Origin of the sequence: Algoriphagus halophilus (assembly GCF_900129785.1) — a bacterium.
Taxonomy (GTDB): Bacteria; Bacteroidota; Bacteroidia; order Cytophagales; family Cyclobacteriaceae; genus Algoriphagus; species Algoriphagus halophilus.
The window spans coordinates 481,211-497,340 of record NZ_FSRC01000003.1; the positions used below are offsets into that span (position 1 = coordinate 481,211).

Here is a 16,130-nt window from a genome sequence, read left to right on the forward strand (position 1 = left end):
CTGCCAAGGATAGATTGGTCTTAGCTTGAAAGTGAATCAGCAAAATCCATATTTATTCACTTTTTTAAATGAAAGGTAGATTGTTTGGTCAAAAGCTATTTATCTCTATTTAATTTTTAATTTTTGTAACATGGATTACCAGCAATTAATAGAGGAAGTATATCGAGAGGTACAGGCAGAGAACCTAAAAGGCAAAGTCGCAGACTATATTCCAGAAATCGCTACTGTAGATCCCAATCAATTTGGTATTGCTTTGGTAGATCTAAAAGGGAATCTCTATGGAGTTGGGGATTATCTAACACCTTTTTCTATTCAAAGTATCAGTAAAGTTCATACGCTTACCATGGTATTCCATCGGTTTAATTCAAAATTATGGTCGAGGGTAAATGTGGAGCCCAGCGGAAACCCATTTAATTCTATTGCGCAGTTGGAATATGAAAATGGAATACCGCGAAATCCTTTTATCAATGCTGGGGCATTGGTAATAACAGATGCCTTATGCAGTAAATTCGAAAACCCCTTAGAGCAGATATCCGCATTTATCAACGAGATTGCAGGGTGTGATTGTGTCAGAATTAACCAAGCGGTGATGAATTCTGAAAAGAATAATGCAGCTAGAAATACTGCATTGGCTTATTTTCTGAAGTCCTATAATAATTTTGAAAACTCAATTGAAGAGGTATTAGATGTTTACTTTTCACACTGCGCCATGGAAATGAGTTGCGTGGAGCTTGCAAAAACCTTTTCCTTTTTAGCCAATGACGGATATTCCATTTATGCCAATAGAGAGATTTTATCAGAAAGCCATGCCCGAAGAGTCAATGCCCTGATGTTGACTTGTGGTTTTTACGATGAAGCGGGAGAATTTGCTTATAAAGTAGGTTTGCCAGGGAAAAGTGGAGTAGGGGGAGGAGTAGCAGCAGTCATGCCGCATAAGTTTAGCATTGCTGTATGGAGCCCTGAACTCAATGAAAAAGGCAATTCTGTTAAATCAATCAGGGCTTTGGAGCTGCTGACCGATAAATTGGCCTTTTCACTTTTTTAAGTGTTCTGCTCCATTTAATAGAAATTAATTTTCTAAGAAAGGAGTGAATATTTCTTTCCAAAGTGCATATCCCTTTTCATTCATGTGGAGATTGTCACCTATAAAAATATCAGCTCTGGGAACTCCGCTTTTATCTAACATAATATCCCAAACGTTTACAAAGTTGACATTGTCATGCGTCGTGCAATATTGCCTCATCAAATCATTTAAGACCATGTAGGAGTTTTTTAATTCCCATCTGGAAGGACTTGGCTTAGCGGAGATCAAGTTAACAGTACTGTTTGGGAGTTGTTTTTGGATTCTGGTGACGATATCATCCAAAGTGGCCATAATCTCTGCCGCAGTTTTGCCTCCATTGATATCATTGTCTCCTTCATAGATAAAAACTTTGGATGGTTCCAACCTTAATACTAAGGGGAATAAGTGCTCTGATAAATCCAAGGCTGTAGATCCTCCAAACCCGGTATTAATTATTGGCACATTGGGAAATTGCTCCTGTAAGTTTTTCCACATTCTTACGCTGGAACTTCCAGTGAATACTACTTCACCTTTTGACCAACCTATGCTGTCTATTTTATGGCTGATGCTTTCAACTTCCTGATCAAAACGATTGGCTTGGGCAAACAGTTGATTTACTCCTAAAAAGAGGGTAAAAAGTATAGCGGTTAAAAGGGTATTTGTTTTCATAAACTAAAGATATTCGCTTTTTGGGAATGGTCAAAACCGTCCATAACATGCTCATTCTCGTACACTTCGGACAAATTTATGGTTTGTTCGTATTGAATTTCGTCACATTTTTCTAAAGAAAAAGGCCTTTAATCGCCATTTTTTAATGATTTCGTCACATTTCAAAATTTGAGCCTGTTGAATCAGGTTTTTTGGAGGAGTTTTAGCGTTATAAAGGCAAATCATTCCAAATACCCTTTTCATGGAGCAACTCACTCGTTTTTTCTGGTTTTGCAGTGGGGCGAATTTTTCATTATTGAAAAGATCGCCCACTGAATCGAATAAATATATAGGAATTGGTGCTACTGTTTTCTTTACAGGAGTCCTCGCAGCCTTGGCAGCAGGTTATGCCTTGTATACCGTATTCCAATCTGTCTGGCCGGCTATGTTATTTGGTCTTTTATGGGGATTTATGATCTTCAACCTGGACCGATTCATCGTCTCCAGCATGAGGAAGAAGAAAAGTGCCTGGGGAGAATGGAAATTGGCAATACCTAGATTGGTGTTGGCTGTATTGCTTGCACTAGTCATTTCAAAACCCCTGGAGCTAAAAATGTTTGAGCGGGAGATCAATCGTAAAATTGATGAGAAACGAACCGAATTCATTGCTCAATCGAAAGCAAACCTTGCGAAAGGATTTCCGGAAATACAGGAGCTGGAATTGAAAATAGAGACTTTGAAAGCAGAAATCTTGGATGCAGAAGCTTTTAGAGATCAAGTTCAAAGGGAGTATGATGCTGAACGTTTTGGTGAGAAGACTGCCAGTACAAGTGGGATAGTGGGGATTGGTACCAATGCAAAGAAAAAGGAACAACAATTAGATGCCGCTCAATTGGCATTGGATGATTTAAGAGCCAGAAATCAGGTGAGGATAGATACAGTAGAAGCTCAAATCAGGGATTTTATGGCTTTGAGGCAAGCTGAATTCGAGAAACAGCAACCTGGGATAGAAGGGTTTGATGGACTTGCTGCGAGAATGGATGCCTTGTCTAGTTTGACAGAAGAAAGTGCAGCCATGGCCATGGCCAATGTTTTCATTATGCTTCTTTTTATTGCAATTGAAACTGCTCCGATTTTTGTGAAATTAATTTCTCCAAGAGGTCCTTATGATGAATATCTAGAATTGCATGAAGACAAAGTGAGGCTATTTAAGAGTGAAAAATGGACCAAAGCTATGGGTGAATCCAATGCGAGGGTAGATTACTTCCAGGAAACACATTTTTATGCAACCGATTTGAAAAAGAAGAAAACCAACCGTAAAAATGAGGTGATGACTGAGTCAGAAATTTCCGACTTGGAATCAAAATATAAAATTTAATTTGAATAGGGCAGTACAAGTTACTGCCCTTTTTCAGATCGATTTTTTAGCTACAATATCTAGTTGATTCATGGTGTTGCTCACAGATTTCCATTCTGCGAAACCAATGATTTTTACTATAAATGAAAGAAATTTTCCTGGGCGAATCAGTTTAATGGCCAAGTTTGAAATATTCAAATCCCGATCCTGAATCAAAGCCTCCCGGTTTACACCTGAATAGTACTCTCCTGCATACTTCCAAGCCCCATCTCTAGCTAGTTGGATACTGAAATTCAAGAGCATTTCATCACGTCCTTTTGCCAAAGGAATCAATAAGCCAAAAACAGGAGATACTTTGCTAATATTTGCTTTTACGCCATCTACCAGTTCTGCCAAGATGGAATTGATTTGATTAAAGTCTTTTTGTATTCCCTCTAAGGGTTCGCTGCCCACCGTTTCTGCAGCAGAAATACCCAGGTCAAGATTGATATGGGCATTGATGCCCAAAAACAAGTGCTGCAAAACTAAATATGAGCTTGATTTACTAGCTTCAAATGCAATATCCCAACTTTTGGTGGGTTGCTGTCCAGATTTCCAGGTATCATAGGCATCAATAAATCGACCAGCAAAAAGAACGTCAAGCCGCTCCATTCTTGGGTTATCTTCAAACTCCTGTAGTTCAATTCCTTTTTTAATCCTTCGGGTTACTTGCCTATACAATATGGCGAAATAGCCAATTCTTGAATTTTTTTGTTCGCATTCCGCCACAATCTCATCCATGCGGAGCAAAACCTCGTCGATTGTTTTCATGATTACTTGAGAAAAAAGTTTTCTAATATATCTCCCACATAGTAGGCAACTACAGCAGCCAACACTCCCAGAGCAACCGTTTCGGCAATACTTTTAAACTCTGAGGTCTGATTGACGATAGATTTTAGCCAGCCTATGATTATAAAAGCTATTCCGGTAAGAATACTTGTCCATAGAAATATATTTATTTCGGATGGATTAAAATAAGTCCATAAATAAACCAATAGCGGAATAAATCCCACCGATAAGAATGAAATAAATGTGGCCAAGCCAATTTTAAATGGGCTTTTGGATTCCTGCATAAGGTTAAGTTCGTCTTTCATCATTTCAGCAACCCACAGTTCTTTGTTGGATGTGATCTGATCCACTACTTGCTCTAATAGCTCTCCTTTAAATCCTTTTGCTTTGTAGATGTCAACAATTTCCTCTCGTTCTATTTCTGGGAGATTTTCGATTTCCCAATATTCAATGGCTTCATGTTTCTTAAAGTTTTCTTTGTTGCTTTTTGCCGATAGATAGGCTCCTACGGACATAGAAAAACCATCAGCAAATAGATTGGCAAAGCCTAAAATGATGATGATGCCAGCATCTAAATCTGCTCCAAATCCCCCTGCTACAACTGCAAATGTGGTAACCGCCCCATCGATTCCCCCATATACAAACTCACTTAAATATTCTTGAAGTTTTCGAAAGTACTTACTCTCCTGATGTATTTGAGATTCCTTCATTAGATCAAATTTTTAAGAAAGAACCGCTTTACATTTTCTCCCATTATTGCTCGAATTTCTTCTTCAGTAAATCCTTCCTTCAGTAGCGCCTCTACAATGAGGGGTAAGCCAGTGATGTCAAAAGGTACTTCCACTGCTCCATCATAATCAGAACCAAGTGCAATGTACTCGACTCCTACCAAATCCCTAATGTGTTTCATCGTTGCTACAATTCCATCGATTTCTGGTACTCCTACAGCCATATCAAAAAAAGCAACCCCAATAATACCTCCGTTAGCGGCGATTTTCCTGATTTGATCGTCACTCAGATTTCTTTGAGAATCTAGCACGCTTTGTACGCCAATGTGAGAAACCATGACTGGTTTTGTAGTCATTTCTAATACATCTTCCACGATGGCAGGTGAGCAATGAGCTAGGTCTACAAATATGTTAAGCTCGTTCATTCTTTTGATGACAGATTTCCCAAAGTCAGTCAAACCAGCACCGTTTTCTCCATGTGCTGAGCCCCCAAGTTCGTTGTCAAAGAAGTGGGTGGGGCCGATCATTCGAATTCCAGCTTCGTAAACTTTTTCCAAGTTTTCCAATGATCCCTCCAATGCATGTGCGCCTTCAATACCCAACATGGCACCAACTACTGTCTTATCCGTGTTTCTGGCAGAGATTAATTCTTCAAAGCTTTTTTTGTCATGAACAAAAATTACTTTTCCATTCTCTTCTTCAATAAATTGATGGAGACTTTCAGCTTGACCAAGTGTTCTATTAATTAGGCTAAACCATTGATTGGGGGCTACTCCTTTCGCAATGGTCAGCGGAGTGATATTGTCGAAAGTATCTGCACTATTGCTTTTCATGTTTTGTCCCGAAGGGGATTTTGAAACGATCGTAAACATTTCCAAACCCACATTTACTTCCCTCATCCTTGGGAAATCCACATGTCCAATACTGCCTTTTTGTGTTAAATCCCTACCCCACAATAATGCGTCGCAATGAAGGTCTGAGATAAAATCCAACCGATCATAGATTTCCTGTGCTTCAGTGGACACCGAATAAGGTGGGGGAGATTTTACCGGGTTCCGTTGTTCTTCAATATAAGGAGGAACGAAAAAGGTAGCTATAAAATATAGGATCGTGATTACTCCTAAGGCAAACAATAATTTCTTCATAGCGATTGGTTATGCTTTTGAAGATAGCGAAAAATGTATTGTCACCTGAATACAAAAATGAGTTTAGTTTTCTTTTAAGAGTTCTTCTCCACTTTTGATAGGACTAAGATTCATTAACTCTTCTTCGGTGAAAAGTTTGGAACGAATCATAAACCGAATTCCCATTGGGATTTCTATGGAGAAACTACTTCCTCTTCCCGGCGTTACGTCCAAGGTGAGCTGGGTATGTTTCCAGTATTCAAATTGATCTGCACTCATGAAAAAATCGCAGCCATAAACTTCCCCTAGCCATACATCTTGACTGCCTACTTTAAAGTCACCTTTTTCGAAGCACATAGGAGAAGATCCATCACAGCATCCACCGCTTTGATGAAACATCAACTCAGATCCAAATCTTTTTCTTAGGGTATCAATTACTTCTTTTGCTTGCTCAGTGACTAAGACTCTTTTGATAGATTCCATGTTATTTTGGGGTTTGAATAAAGTAAAGAAAGGCAGAAGATAATTCCTCTGCCTTTTCTGGTTTGTTTAGATTGACAATTAAAAGAATCCAAGTTTCTCCTTACTATAGGAGATCAACATGTTTTTGGTTTGTCTGTAATGGTCTAGCATCATCAAATGATTTTCTCTACCAAATCCAGATTTTTTGTATCCTCCAAATGGAGCATGAGCTGGATAAGCATGGTAGCAGTTGACCCAAACGCGACCTGCTTGAATTGATCTTGGAACTTGATACAACTCATGAGCATCTCTTGACCACAAGCCTGCTCCAAGTCCGTACATGGTATCATTGGCAATTGCAATGGCCTCTTCAGTAGTTTTAAAGGTGGTTACACAGGTTACTGGACCGAAAATCTCTTCCTGGAAAACACGCATTTTGTTATTTCCTTTAAAAATAGTCGGTTGGATATAGTACCCTGTTTCCAGTCCACTATTCAATCCTGCTTTTTCTCCACCGCATAGCGTGATGGCTCCTTCTTGCTTGCCAATGTCTAGGTAAGAAAGAATTTTCTCGTATTGATCGTTGGATGCTTGAGCTCCCATCATGGTATCCTCAGCTAGTGGATGCCCCATTTTAATGGCTTTGGTTCGTTCAATGACGCGCTCCATAAACTTGTCATATATATCCTCATGGACCAAGATTCTGGATGGACAAGTACAAACTTCGCCTTGATTTAAGGCAAACATTACAGCACCCTCCACAGCTTTGTCAAAAAACTCATCATCAGCATCTGCTACCGACTTCATGAAGATATTTGGTGACTTACCGCCTAGCTCCATCGTTACTGGAATCAGGTTCTCAGATGCATATTGCATAATTAATCTACCTGTGGTAGTTTCTCCGGTGAAAGCAACTTTTGCTACTCTTTTGGATGTGGCTAAAGGCTTTCCAGCTTCTACACCAAATCCTGTTACTACATTAATTACTCCTGGAGGTAAAACATCTGCAATTAATTCCATCAACACCATGATGCTGGTAGGAGTTTGTTCTGCAGGTTTTACAACGGTACAGCATCCTGCTGCCAATGCTGGTGCGATTTTCCAAGTCGCCATCAAAAGTGGGAAATTCCAGGGGATGATTTGAGCAACTACTCCTAGGGGTTCGTGTAATGCGATACTAACTGTGTGTTCATCATGCTCAGAAATCGTACTTTCATCTGCACGAATCACGCCGGCAAAATATCTGAAATGGTCCACACATAATGGTAAATCTGCAGCTCTGGTTTCTCTAAGCGCCTTACCATTATCGACTGTTTCCAATCTTGCCAACATTTCAAGGTTGTCCTCAATAATGTCCGCAATCTTGTTTAAGACTCTACTTCTTTCAGCGGCTGATGTTTTAGACCAGGTTTTAAATGCTTCATGAGCTGCATCGATGGCTTTTTCAACATCTTCTTTGTTTCCTCTTGCAGCTTTGGTGAAAGGTTTTCCATCAATTGGTGAAATATTGTCAAAATATTCACCCGATGCAGGAGCTACCCATTTTCCTCCAATAAAATGATCATATTTTGCCTTGACAGATGGGCGATCTACAGGCTTTGATTGAGATAATGTTTGCGTGGTCATACTAGACGGTTATTTTGGTTAAAATCAAATCTCATCATTTTATATTCTAAAAAATTACACTGGATCATCATCTCATCCACCTGAATTGATATTCTCTGGGATTTTGAATTTCATTCACCCTAAGAACTATAAACTTTACTTTATTAGAAGCGTTGAATTATTTGTATTTTTAATGTCATGACCCAAAATAACTTTATAGCAGGAGTGCCTTGGAGAAATACAAGGGATTTGAAAACGCTGGTGGAGAACCGAACTACTTACACCCTGGAGAATTGTGAGTTGAATATTTTTGAAACACATCAACAAGCAGATGATGTGAATTTGGTTTTTGGCGATTTGGTCTTGACTACCATGTTGAAAGGCAAAAAAGTGATGCACCTGTTTGATAAACCAGGCTTCGATTACCTTCCTGGAGAATCTGTCATTGTTCCGCCAAATGAGGTCATGAAAATTGATTTTCCTGAAGCAAAGTTAGATAACCCTACTCAATGCATTGCTCTTTCAATTTCAAAAGAAATGATAGAAGCAACGTTCAATTTATTGAATGAAAAGTTTCCTGATAAAATTATTTCAAAAGACTGGGGGCTCGATCTAAGCTATTTTCATTTGATTAATACCAAGGATCTCTCTGAAATTATTAATCGTTTCATACGAATAGGTGTAAAAGATGGGTCCAAGGAAAAAGATCTGATCGCCACCTTAGCATTGAAAGAATTACTGATTCGGTTAAGCCAGACTCAGGCGAGAGATATGATGGAAAAAACCTACAAAGAGCTTGCTACAGGAAATCGAATGGCTTATGTAGTAGATTACATTAAGAAGAATATAAGAGAAACGATTTCCTTGGATGAATTGGCTAAAGAGGCATGCATGAGTAAAGCCCATTTTTTAAGAACCTTTAAACAAGATATGGGATTGACTCCCATGGAATTTGTGCTGCATGAAAGGTTAAAACTAGCCAAACAATACCTTCAACTTGGTCAATTCCAAATTCAAGAGGTGTGCTACATGGCAGGTTTTCGGAACATTACCTATTTCATTCGAGCTTTTAAGCAAGAATATGGCCTAACACCTAAAGTCTTTCAGTCTTCGGTAGGTTAAAATCAAGAAAAAATAATTAAAAAATATTTGTCTGTTTTTGTGTGATTTAATTCATTTTTATTAAGTTTAAGGAATTATATAAGTCATAAAAACAGATCAACAGGCATCTTTGCCAAAGATTATTTGGTTTTAGACGATTGACAATAGACCCACTGCGGGGGCTTTTTTTTAAAAGCCCCCTTTTTTTTTGAAGCGGTTAAATAGTTAAAATGTAAAATCTGAAAAAACTGGTTTAAAAAATCAGGATTTTTGCCTTAGAAAATGTAAAAATTGGAAAAACAGGTTTTTATTTTTTAAATCTGCCAAATTATCACGAATGACTCTTTTCTTTTGAAAAATGACTGAATTCTTCTTTAATATTTCGATTTTTCAAAATCGCTCCAAAAAAGAATGAGGAGAGAAAATTTATTTTCAAAAAATTTTAATGATTTTCTATTCCTTTTTTGATCTGTGTCAAATCAGAAAAGGCTTATTTAGAAATGGATAAATCAAACAATTTGGTAGCCCTTGTTGATTAAAATAGAAAAGGTGGCCCAAGGACAAAGAAAAACCTTCCTAAAATTAAGAAGGTCTTTCTGGTCTATTAACCCTTTTCAACAACCTAAAAAAGTCCATTGATGTTCTTTTGTAGTTTTATTGAAACTCAACTAATGGAGCTTTTGAATAGCTGACAAGTGTTTGCTGTCTAGCTTGAATATGATCTATTCCTTGAAACTTGATTAATTGTTGCAACTTAATTGGGTGGAATTGATAATGTCTTCATAATCGGATTGGCTGATATATACTGGCGTATAAGAAATGTTTGATGAACTAACCAGGTTCTCAAACGCCCTGAGATGATTCATGGACCCGCATTGAAGACTATGATAAATACGCTGAATTGATGCATTGTCTATATCCATCAATGCATTTTCTAAATCATAAATATCTAGATCTTCGATAAGCATTCCTGCAAGCAATGCATCTTCCAGTGAAAGATTGACTTTGGCTATTACATCCTGATATAGAGTCTGGATTTCAGGAAGGGTAAACTTTCCAGGAGTTTCAGAACCAATGAGTGGGTCTTGGATTTGATGAATCTCCATCAAATTTAATATAGCGTTTACGTGTTGGTTTTCGCTCTCGGCAATGTTTTGAAAAGCCAGAATACCATATTTGGAATATGCGTGCATGTACACATCGTGAGCTAGTTTCTCTTCTTCTCTCATGTACAATAATGAGGTCTCTTCTTGCTCAGTAATCGAATTGTTTATCAATGGTTTTTGATCTTCCTGACAGGAAAAAAAGCCAATAATTAACACTAGAAATAGCATGAAGTTTTTCATGACCTTGAAGTTTTATCTTCAGAAAGGTCTTTTAAAAATCCTTGTAATTCAGTGATATGTATCACTCAAGATAAAAGACAATTCAAATTTTATCCTGTACCAAGAAGCATTGAATTATTGTGAGAGAGCTAAAAGGAGTTCAGTTTTTCTTCTGGAATAAGAGTACAAAGTGTGGATTCGCTGAGAAAATAAATCCTGCATAGATAGATAATCGCTTGAAAGAATGTTGCTTACTAAAAGCTCAAGCTCTTTAATATCTTTTTGAACCAATATGAATTCTTTTTTTTCTATAATTTCTGGAATTGCCCCTACAGCAGAACCAATTGGAATGCAGCCACAAGACATAGCTTCTCCGAGTGAGTTAGGGAATCCCTCTGAAGTAGATAATTGCAGATAAAATTGATGGGTATTGTAAAGAGTTAAAAGTTCAGAGGCTGTTTTTTTTCCTAATAAGGATACGTTGGGATTTTTAGATTGATAGCTCGAATCTCCCACAAAGGTGAACTTCCAGTCTGGATGATTTGCAGCCAACTTCTCAATAAGATCATAGCCTTTTACCATTGCTCTGGAAGGGTTGGAGGTACCGGAGGCTACCGTGATGAATGAAAAGGGGACTCTTTTTAATTGAAGATTCTTCCAAAAATTGGTATCAAAACCATTGGGAATTACCTGGATCGGAGTAGTCAGATCTGGGATTAAATTGATCAATCCTTGATGAGGGGAAATAGATGTGTCAAACTGATAATGCTGCTTGACCAGGGCCTGAGCAACAGGGAGGATTAACGTGCAATTTTTAAAACTAAAGATGGTGGCTTTTCGAAGCCATTTTTTTCTAAAGTTTCCATAACCAATTTCAGGCATATTGATGCAGTCCATCCCCCCAGCTTGAATGATACATTTCTTTCCGAATATTTTCGCAAACCAAACAGGTAACACTGAATGATACCCTCCGAAGAAACAGAGGTATTGGGAGGTTTTGGGCAAATACCAAAGTAATTGAAAAAACTGTAGGATATAGAAAAGTGGAAGGTGGATTGGATTCTGGGTGAATTCCAAGGCCTTGATTTTCATTTCTGGGCGGATCATCTCCAGGTCTCGGTCTGTGAAAGCAGTACGTACAGGATAGGTGTAGATGATCATAGAAAGGGTTGAATCAAAACTAAAAATAGGCCTTAAAAAAGAAAAGGAGCAAAGAAAACCGAGGAATTGTTTCTTTGCTCCTTTCTTATGTACTCATTAAAATTTATATGACCACATTGACAATTTTCCCTGGTACTACGATCATTTTCTTTGGAGATTTTCCATCCAGCCATTTTTGAACGATCTCGTCTGCCAAGGCTGCTTTTTCTATTTCCTCTTTGGAAAGTGAAAGGTCTAAATTGATTTTAGCTCTCATTTTACCATTGATCATCACTGGATATTCAAAAGCACTTTCTTTTAAATAGCTTTCATCGAAAGCAGGGAAAGAGGATTCAGTGATAGAAGTAGTATGTCCCAATAGACTCCAAAGTTCCTCTGCAATATGCGGAGCATAAGGAGATACCAAAACCGCCAATGGTTCAAGAATCTTACGCTTATTGGATTTTAACCCACTTAATTCGTTCACACAAATCATAAAACTAGAAACCGAAGTGTTGAAGGAGAAATTAGCCATGTCTTCCTCCATCTTTTTGATGGCTTTATGAAGGGCTTTGTATTCCTCTTTACTTGGTTCTGCATCTGAAACTTGAAATTCCCCTTTGTTAGTATGGTATAAGTTCCAAAGCTTTCTCAAGAATTTGAAAACGCCGTCGATTCCGTTGGTGTTCCAAGGCTTGAATTGCTCCAAAGGGCCTAAAAACATTTCATACAATCTTAAGGTGTCTGCTCCATACTTTTCAATAATGTCATCTGGGTTGACCACATTGTATTTGGATTTAGACATTTTTTCTACTTCTGCACCGCAGATGTACTTTCCGTCTTCCAAAATGAATTCCGCATCTGCCAAGTCTGGTCTCCAAGCTTTGAATTTTTCAAGGTTCAATTGATCGTTGTAAACGATATTGACATCGACATGCATTTCAAAGGTGTCATATTGATCTTTTAACCCTTTGCTTACAAATTGATTGGTGCCTTTGACTCTATATACAAAATTGGATCGTCCTTGGATCATTCCCTGGTTGATCATCTTTTGGAAAGGTTCATCGATGCTTACCACACCCAGATCATAAATGAATTTGGTCCAGAACCTTGAATACAACAAGTGTCCTGTTGCATGCTCAGATCCACCAATGTATAAATCTACCGAACCCCAATAATCTGTTTTTGTCTTGTCTGCAAACACGGAGTCATTTTGAGAATCCGTATATCTGAAGAAATACCAGCTTGATCCTGCCCAACCTGGCATAGTGCTAAGCTCCAATGGATATTCCCCTTCAGAAGTTTTATAGGTCCAGTCTTGGGCCCGGCCTAATGGTGGTTCACCATCTTCAGTTGGTAAGTATTTATCTACCTCTGGCAATACCAAAGGAAGATCTTTTTCATCTATCAAATAGGGAAGTCCATCTTTGAAATAAACAGGAAGAGGCTCACCCCAATAGCGTTGACGAGTGAAAATTGCATCCCGCATCCTATATTGGATTTTTCCTTTTCCAATGCCTTTTTCCTCTAGAAACTCAATTGCCTTTGTCATGGCTTCCTTCATATACATGTTGGAAATGAAACCCGAATTGATGATGAACCCATCTTTGCCAGGGAAAGACCCTTCTTCCATGGATCCTTCAATTACCTGTCTGATCTCCAGTCCGAAATGTTTGGCAAAATTATAATCTCTTTCATCATGAGCAGGTACAGCCATGACAGCGCCTGTACCATATCCAGCCAACACATAATCAGCTACCCAAATTTGGATTTCTTCTCCATTGAAAGGGTTAATAGCGTATGAACCTGTGAATGCTCCTGAGATTGTTTTCACATCACTCATCCGTTCTCTTTCGGAACGGTTTTTAGCAACTTCAATATAGGCTTCCGCAGTTTCTCTTTGATCTTCTGTAATTAAAGAAGCTGCTAATTCAGATTCAGGAGCCAAAGCCAAATAAGTCACACCATATATCGTGTCAACTCGAGTCGTAAACACTTTTATAGTTTCTTCAGAATTTTTGACTTTAAAAATAACTTCCGCTCCGATGGATTTTCCAATCCAGTTTCGTTGCATCTCCTTAACCGGTTCAGGCCAATCTATTTTATCCAATCCTTTCAATAGTCGGTCTGCGTAGGCAGTGATTCGCATGGACCACTGCATCATTTTCTTGCGTTCCACAGGATGTCCGCCTCTTTCAGAAAACCCGTCTTTCACTTCATCATTGGAAAGAACAGTACCTAAGGCAGCACACCAGTTGACAGTAGTTTCTGCAAGAAAAGTCAATCGATACTTCAAAAGCATTTCCTGCTTTTCCTTTTCGGAAAAAGCATGCCAGTCATTTGCAGAAAAAATTGGGGTTTCGTCGTCACAGACCGCCTTTACTTGACTGTTTCCTTCCGCTTCAAATCTCTCGATGAGGGAATCAATAGAAAGCGCTTTGTCAGCATCTTGGTCATAATAGCTATTAAATAGCTGCATGAAAATCCACTGAGTCCATTTATAATAGGAGGGATCGGAAGTTCTTACTTCTTTACTCCAGTCAAATGCAAAGCCAATATTTTTAAGTTGTTCGGTATAGCGGGCAATGTTTTGTTCCGTAGTGATGGCGGGATGTTGGCCTGTTTGGATGGCATATTGTTCTGCAGGTAGTCCAAAGCTATCGTAGCCCATGGGGTGCAATACATTGAATCCTTTTAATTTTTTGAAACGGGAAACGATGTCCGAAGCAATATATCCTAGCGGGTGGCCCACATGAAGTCCAGCTCCAGAAGGATAGGGGAACATGTCCAAGGAATAAAACTTTGGTTTGTCAGGATTTACTTTGGCTAGGAAAGTTTGGTTCTTTTCCCAGTATGCCTGCCATTTTTTCTCGATTTCCTTATATGTGTATTCCGCCATGATTGAAATATTCGTGTTTTTTTAGCTAAACGCCTGCAAAAATAGAAAAATTGACTGGGTTTGGAATGAAAATCTGTAATTCCTCTTGTCTATAAATTATATCCACTGGTCATTTTTTTTAAATCAACTCATTACTTTTTAGTATTTTCCAACTTAACCAAACCACCAATCCTATGAAAATTTCTACCCTATGGCGGCCAGCCCTATCGGTTTGTGCTGCCTTGTTGATCTCTCAATTTGCTTTTGGGCAGAAAAAGTATTCTGCCAAACAAAAAGAAGCATTAAAAGAAGAAGCCTTGAATCTTGTACAGGAAAATGCAAAATTGAGCCAAGTGATGGTTGATAAGATTTTCAGTTTTGCGGAATTAGGGTTCCAAGAGATTGAATCCTCGAAGTACTTAACCGGGATCTTGGCAGAAAATGGGTTTGAAATTAAAATGGGAGTCTCTGGCATCCCCACAGCATGGTTTGCCACTTGGAGTAATGGAGAAGGACCTGTCATTGCTTTGGGTTCAGATGTAGATGATATCCCAAAGGCTTCTCAATATCCAGGAGTGGCTTACCATAAGCCTATTGTGGAGGGAGCTCCAGGTCATGGGGAAGGTCACAATGCAGGGATTCCTTTGAACATCACGGCGGCATTGGCAGTGAAAGAGATTATGGAACGAGAAAATATTGGAGGGACTTTGATCTTATGGCCGGGAATTGCAGAGGAACTGGTAGCTTCCAAAGCTTGGTTTGTAAGAGATGGCCTATTTGATGATATAGACATCTGTATTTTTACCCACGTGGGAAATAATTTGGGAGTAAGCTATGGACAGGCATCAGGAACAGGTTTAATCTCTGTAGAATATACATTTAGTGGAGAGGCAGCTCATGCAGCAGGTGCTCCATGGAGAGGGAGAAGTGCCCTGGATGCTGCAGAATTAATGAATGTGGGCTGGAATTATAGAAGAGAGCATTTAGATCCACTGAAAAGATCACATTCCATATTTACTGATGGTGGAGACCAGCCCAATGTAGTACCATCCAAAGCATCTATTTGGTATTATTTCAGAGATGTGAAATACGATGGAATAATGGAAATGTATGAAGTTGCCAATAAAATGGCAGCTGGTGCAGCCTTGATGACTGATACTGAAATGACTTCCAAAATTTTAGGAACCGCTTGGCCTAGACACTTTAATAAAGTGATTGCAGAAAAAATGTATGCCAATATCTTGAAAGTAGGTTTACCTGAATGGTCTGAAGAAGACCAGACTTTGGCTAAAGCGGTGCAAGAAGAAGTAAACTCTACCAGGGTAGAAGGTCTTCCTACCAAATTGGATACCTTGGGATTGCCTGTTACTACCCCTCGTTCTGGAGGCTCTGATGATATTGGAGATGTGTCTTGGGTGTTGCCAACTGTTACCTTGAGATTTCCTTCAAATATCCCTGGACTTCCAGGTCACCATTGGGCAAATGCCATTGCAATGGCCACTCCAATTGCTCATAAAGGCGTAACCGCAGGAGCAAAAGCAGAAGCAATGACCATTCTGGATTTCTTGTTAAATCCTGAATTAGTGGATGAAGCTTGGGATTACTTTAAAAATGTACAAACCAAAGAAGAGCAGTACAAGCCTATGATTTCTGATACTGATGAGGCTCCTATTTATCTGAACAAACAGATTATGGATTTATACCGTCCGATGTTGGAAAAATATTACTTTGACGAAACCAAGTATGATACCTATTTGGAACAATTAGGAGTGACCTATCCTACAGTGAAAAAGTAAACGTTTTAAGTAAAGTTTTACTCAAGTGGCAGAAATCGGTTTAATCCCCGGTTTTTGCCACTTTTGTGTTTATAA

Annotated in this window: 13 protein-coding genes; 4 read left to right on the top strand and 9 right to left on the bottom strand. The window is 38.7% G+C overall.

The features are described 5' to 3' along the window. The first annotated feature begins 130 nt into the window (after positions 1-130). Positions 131-1,045: a glutaminase gene (locus tag BUR11_RS18835; RefSeq protein ID WP_074226558.1), complete on the top strand. Its 915-nt coding sequence runs from the start codon at positions 131-133 to the stop codon at positions 1,043-1,045. A 24-nt stretch (positions 1,046-1,069) separates the two neighbouring features. Here BUR11_RS18835 and BUR11_RS18840 read toward each other — a convergent pair whose 3' ends face one another. Beyond that, complete coding sequence (locus BUR11_RS18840) at positions 1,070-1,732, bottom strand: GDSL-type esterase/lipase family protein (protein WP_074226559.1); 663 nt, start codon at positions 1,730-1,732, stop codon at positions 1,070-1,072. A gap of 241 nt (positions 1,733-1,973) precedes the next feature. Between BUR11_RS18840 and BUR11_RS18845 the strand changes: the two genes are divergently transcribed. After that, a complete protein-coding gene (locus BUR11_RS18845; RefSeq protein ID WP_074226560.1) occupies positions 1,974-3,089 on the top strand; it encodes a DUF4407 domain-containing protein in 1,116 nt (371 codons plus the stop codon). Between the two features lie 33 nt (positions 3,090-3,122). Here the strand turns inward: BUR11_RS18845 and BUR11_RS18850 are convergent, their stop codons facing one another. The 5 genes from BUR11_RS18850 to BUR11_RS18870 all read right to left on the bottom strand — a co-directional run bounded on the left by BUR11_RS18850 (position 3,123) and on the right by BUR11_RS18870 (position 7,836). Continuing rightward, the gene (locus BUR11_RS18850) at positions 3,123-3,878 is read right to left on the bottom strand and encodes a DUF5995 family protein (RefSeq protein WP_074226561.1); all 756 of its coding nucleotides are present in this window, start codon (positions 3,876-3,878) and stop codon (positions 3,123-3,125) included. 2 nt (positions 3,879-3,880) lie between these two features. Next, the gene (locus BUR11_RS18855) at positions 3,881-4,606 is read right to left on the bottom strand and encodes a VIT1/CCC1 transporter family protein (RefSeq protein ID WP_074226562.1); all 726 of its coding nucleotides are present in this window, start codon (positions 4,604-4,606) and stop codon (positions 3,881-3,883) included. After that, complete coding sequence (locus tag BUR11_RS18860) at positions 4,606-5,769, bottom strand: dipeptidase (protein ID WP_074226563.1); 1,164 nt, start codon at positions 5,767-5,769, stop codon at positions 4,606-4,608. Before BUR11_RS18860 ends, BUR11_RS18855 begins: the two co-directional genes overlap by 1 nt. 63 nt (positions 5,770-5,832) lie before the next feature. Continuing rightward, positions 5,833-6,231, bottom strand: a complete 399-nt coding sequence (locus BUR11_RS18865) for a DUF779 domain-containing protein (protein ID WP_074226564.1) — start codon at positions 6,229-6,231, stop codon at positions 5,833-5,835. A 78-nt stretch (positions 6,232-6,309) separates the two neighbouring features. Beyond that, a complete protein-coding gene (locus BUR11_RS18870; RefSeq protein WP_074226565.1) occupies positions 6,310-7,836 on the bottom strand; it encodes an aldehyde dehydrogenase family protein in 1,527 nt (508 codons plus the stop codon). Between the two features lie 177 nt (positions 7,837-8,013). Between BUR11_RS18870 and BUR11_RS18875 the strand changes: the two genes are divergently transcribed. Next, entirely contained in the window at positions 8,014-8,937 is a 924-nt protein-coding gene (locus BUR11_RS18875) for an AraC family transcriptional regulator (RefSeq protein WP_074226566.1), read from the top strand. A 719-nt stretch (positions 8,938-9,656) separates the two neighbouring features. Here BUR11_RS18875 and BUR11_RS18880 read toward each other — a convergent pair. The 3 genes from BUR11_RS18880 to leuS form a co-directional block, all read right to left on the bottom strand. Then, positions 9,657-10,262: a DUF2202 domain-containing protein gene (locus BUR11_RS18880; RefSeq protein ID WP_084561069.1), complete on the bottom strand. Its 606-nt coding sequence runs from the start codon at positions 10,260-10,262 to the stop codon at positions 9,657-9,659. A gap of 114 nt (positions 10,263-10,376) precedes the next feature. Continuing rightward, positions 10,377-11,402 carry a glycosyltransferase family 4 protein gene (locus BUR11_RS18885; protein ID WP_074226567.1) on the bottom strand — a complete coding sequence of 342 codons (1,026 nt, stop codon included), beginning with the start codon at positions 11,400-11,402 and terminating at the stop codon, positions 10,377-10,379. A gap of 103 nt (positions 11,403-11,505) precedes the next feature. After that, the gene (gene leuS / locus BUR11_RS18890) at positions 11,506-14,280 is read right to left on the bottom strand and encodes a leucine--tRNA ligase (protein WP_074226568.1); all 2,775 of its coding nucleotides are present in this window, start codon (positions 14,278-14,280) and stop codon (positions 11,506-11,508) included. Between the two features lie 173 nt (positions 14,281-14,453). Between leuS and BUR11_RS18895 the strand changes: the two genes are divergently transcribed. Then, positions 14,454-16,055, top strand: coding sequence for an amidohydrolase (locus tag BUR11_RS18895; RefSeq protein WP_074226569.1), 1,602 nt, complete (start codon positions 14,454-14,456; stop codon positions 16,053-16,055). Positions 16,056-16,130: the final 75 nt, after the last annotated feature.

Excerpts from the sequence above, each read along its gene's own strand:
- BUR11_RS18855 (WP_074226562.1), bottom strand. The coding sequence starts at position 4,606 with ATGAAGGAATCTCAAATACATCAGGAGAGTAAGTACTTTCGAAAACTT.
- BUR11_RS18895 (WP_074226569.1), top strand. The coding sequence starts at position 14,454 with ATGAAAATTTCTACCCTATGGCGGCCAGCCCTATCGGTTTGTGCTGCC.
- leuS (WP_074226568.1), bottom strand. The coding sequence starts at position 14,280 with ATGGCGGAATACACATATAAGGAAATCGAGAAAAAATGGCAGGCATAC.
- BUR11_RS18840 (WP_074226559.1), bottom strand. The coding sequence starts at position 1,732 with ATGAAAACAAATACCCTTTTAACCGCTATACTTTTTACCCTCTTTTTA.
- BUR11_RS18865 (WP_074226564.1), bottom strand. The coding sequence starts at position 6,231 with ATGGAATCTATCAAAAGAGTCTTAGTCACTGAGCAAGCAAAAGAAGTA.
- BUR11_RS18860 (WP_074226563.1), bottom strand. The coding sequence starts at position 5,769 with ATGAAGAAATTATTGTTTGCCTTAGGAGTAATCACGATCCTATATTTT.
- BUR11_RS18880 (WP_084561069.1), bottom strand. The coding sequence starts at position 10,262 with ATGAAAAACTTCATGCTATTTCTAGTGTTAATTATTGGCTTTTTTTCC.
- BUR11_RS18850 (WP_074226561.1), bottom strand. The coding sequence starts at position 3,878 with ATGAAAACAATCGACGAGGTTTTGCTCCGCATGGATGAGATTGTGGCG.
- BUR11_RS18870 (WP_074226565.1), bottom strand. The coding sequence starts at position 7,836 with ATGACCACGCAAACATTATCTCAATCAAAGCCTGTAGATCGCCCATCT.
- BUR11_RS18885 (WP_074226567.1), bottom strand. The coding sequence starts at position 11,402 with ATGATCATCTACACCTATCCTGTACGTACTGCTTTCACAGACCGAGAC.
- BUR11_RS18875 (WP_074226566.1), top strand. The coding sequence starts at position 8,014 with ATGACCCAAAATAACTTTATAGCAGGAGTGCCTTGGAGAAATACAAGG.
- BUR11_RS18845 (WP_074226560.1), top strand. The coding sequence starts at position 1,974 with ATGGAGCAACTCACTCGTTTTTTCTGGTTTTGCAGTGGGGCGAATTTT.
- BUR11_RS18835 (WP_074226558.1), top strand. The coding sequence starts at position 131 with ATGGATTACCAGCAATTAATAGAGGAAGTATATCGAGAGGTACAGGCA.